The organism is Bacteroides sp. AM54-2NS (assembly GCF_003602935.1).
GTDB lineage: Bacteria > Bacteroidota > Bacteroidia > Bacteroidales > Bacteroidaceae > Bacteroides > Bacteroides xylanisolvens.
Genome location: NZ_QTMZ01000111.1, coordinates 1 through 2,474, shown reverse-complemented (window position 1 = coordinate 2,474; position 2,474 = coordinate 1). Strand labels below are relative to the sequence as shown.

At 42.9% G+C, this 2,474-nt stretch carries 4 protein-coding genes; all 4 read left to right on the top strand.

The genetic code is table 11. The features are described from left to right. The first annotated feature begins 86 nt into the window (after positions 1–86). The 4 genes from DXA05_RS25925 (at position 87) to trxA (ending at position 2,444) form a co-directional block, all read left to right on the top strand. The gene (locus tag DXA05_RS25925) at positions 87–710 is read left to right on the top strand and encodes a recombinase family protein (RefSeq protein WP_005816288.1); all 624 of its coding nucleotides are present in this window, start codon (positions 87–89) and stop codon (positions 708–710) included. 16 nt (positions 711–726) lie between these two features. Then, positions 727–1,410: a DUF3800 domain-containing protein gene (locus DXA05_RS25920; RefSeq protein ID WP_005816290.1), complete on the top strand. Its 684-nt coding sequence runs from the start codon at positions 727–729 to the stop codon at positions 1,408–1,410. A gap of 3 nt (positions 1,411–1,413) precedes the next feature. After that, positions 1,414–1,950, top strand: a complete 537-nt coding sequence (locus DXA05_RS25915; RefSeq protein WP_005816292.1) for a hypothetical protein — start codon at positions 1,414–1,416, stop codon at positions 1,948–1,950. Positions 1,951–2,144: 194 nt separating this feature from the next. Beyond that, the gene (gene trxA, locus DXA05_RS25910; RefSeq protein ID WP_005816294.1) at positions 2,145–2,444 is read left to right on the top strand and encodes a thioredoxin; all 300 of its coding nucleotides are present in this window, start codon (positions 2,145–2,147) and stop codon (positions 2,442–2,444) included. Positions 2,445–2,474: the final 30 nt, after the last annotated feature.

Below are 2,474 nucleotides of genomic sequence, written 5' to 3'. Positions count from 1 at the left end.
AAGTATGATTTTTCGTTCAAGTATGATTGTTTCTCGGAAAAATAGTGTACCTTTGCACTTGATTTCATTTAATAGCGTACAACAGTATGGCAAAAGTAGGTTACATCTTTATCGCCACCAATGGCGAAGAGTATGCAGAAGACAAGGCTTGGATGCAGCAATACGGCTGTGTTCAGGTGATAGAGGAACTGTCCGAACACGAGAGGCTGCGCCCGATGTGGAAGCAGCTCATATCGAGTCTGGAGCGCGGCGACGAGCTGGTGGTGTCGAGGTTCAGTAACGCACTGCGTGGCACCCGTGAACTGGCTACATTCATAGAATACTGCCGTGTGAAGGTGGTTCGCATCATCTCCATCCAAGACCGCATCGATACGTTTGACGAACTTTTCCCCGACACCAAGCCCTCACAGGTCATCCGTATGTTCGGGTCACTCTCTGAGGAGTGTGCCGTGCTGCGCAAGGCATCGGCACACATCATCCATCTGCAACAGAATATCCGGCCGCCCAAGAAGTCGGAAAGGGCACTGTCGAAACTGGAGCGTGAGAAGAATATCGTGAACATGTACAACGAGGGGCACAGCATAGATGACATCTTTGCCATCAGCGGCTTCACAAGCCGAAGTTCCGTGTTCCGCATACTCAACAAGCATGGTGTGACGCTGAACCGTGGACCTCATAGTGGACCGCTGAAGAAAAGGAATAAAGAATAAACAAAAAACAGATACAATGAATAAGACATTCAACATCTACTGTGATGAAAGCACCCACATGGTGCATGACGGTCATCCCTACATGCTTTTGGGATGTACAAGTATAGCATACACACAAATCCGCATGGCAAAAGATGCCATAAAAGATATTAAGAAGAAGCACGGCTATAGTGATGAGCTGAAATGGACAAATGTCCACGAGGCCACGTATAAAGTCTATGCAGAGCTTATAGACTGGTTCTTTATGAATGACATGGAATTTAGGGCTGTGGTTGTTGACAAGAGTCAGATTGACGAGAAACGAGAAGACTATACGTTTAATGATTTCTACTTTCGCATGTACTACCAATTGCTGCATCACAAGATGGACATGGATTATACATATAACATATATATGGATATCAAGGACACATGCAGTAGCGATAAGCTGGAGAGGCTCAGAAAAATAATGGAATACAACTCTTCCATTGGCAGGTTTCAGTTTATACGTTCACACGAAAGTGTCTTCATCCAATTGGCAGATGTTCTAATGGGAGCCATCAACTACAACCTTAGATATGAAAAGGGAGAAGTTGAAGGAAGGGTGAGAGCCAAAATGAAGCTGATTGAAAAGATAAAAAAACACAGTAATATCAGTCTCAACACCACAACTCCCAAATTTAGAAAGAAGTTTAATTTGTTTTTTATCGCACTGAAATAGCCAATGAGCAGTTTGAATATTATCAAGAAATACCCTGAGCTGCTGGAACTGGCATATCTCAGTGAACGAGAAAGAGAGCATGATCTTCATGCAATATTCAAGCGTGATATAGAAGATAACTGTCAATTCTCATTCAGAGGGTGGCGCATCTATCCTATAAAGACAGATGGCGAGATTGACATGGCAAGATTGTTCAAGCATCTTACCTGTGAAGAAATCATGGTTGAGAACGAAGACGGTACGACTTATCCAAAGCGAGTATTCGAGATGGCTCGTTCACAAAGGCTTCATTGGATAAATCACCATGTGAGAGAATTGACACCAGACAATCTGGATGTATTTACCATAGAAGAGAGGGACGGCAAAAAGCGTAAGGTCAAGAAAACATACATCTATGATAAAGTGGAAAAGTATGTTATTGTCTTGGAACAACAACGTAGCAACGGATTCTATCTGTTGACAGCATACCATCTTAACAAAGAGTATGGACTAAAGGCTTTGGAAAAGAAGATGAAAAAGAGATTGCAGACACCACTATAAAACGCAAGACCCGAATTGCATCAAAGGCAACCGGGTCTCGAAACTCCTTCTATCTATAGATGAGCGCTGCAAAGGTACGAATATTCTTTGAAATAACGAAGGTTTTTCATTGAATTCTTCTCGATTTTAACATTTGCAGGGCAGTATTGTAAGATAACAGGAAAGAAAATAGCATAATTTTACAGAAAATCGTAATGGAAACATTCAAAGACGTTATATCAAGTGACCAACTTGTCTTGGTCGATTTCTTCGCCACCTGGTGCCAGCCATGCAAGATGATGCACCCCATCCTTGAGCAGGTGAAGGAAGTGTTGGGTGACAGAATCCGCATCATCAAGGTAGATGTGGACAAGTATGGGGTGACTGCAAGTCAGTATGGCATACAGTCTGTGCCCACATTGATGCTGTTCAGACGCGGCGAAGTGTTGTGGAGGACGAGCGGTGTGATGCAGAAATCAGAGTTGCTGGCAACGATTGACCCGTTTTTAAGATAAAAGAGCAGAAATGTCAAAATCTAAATTAAA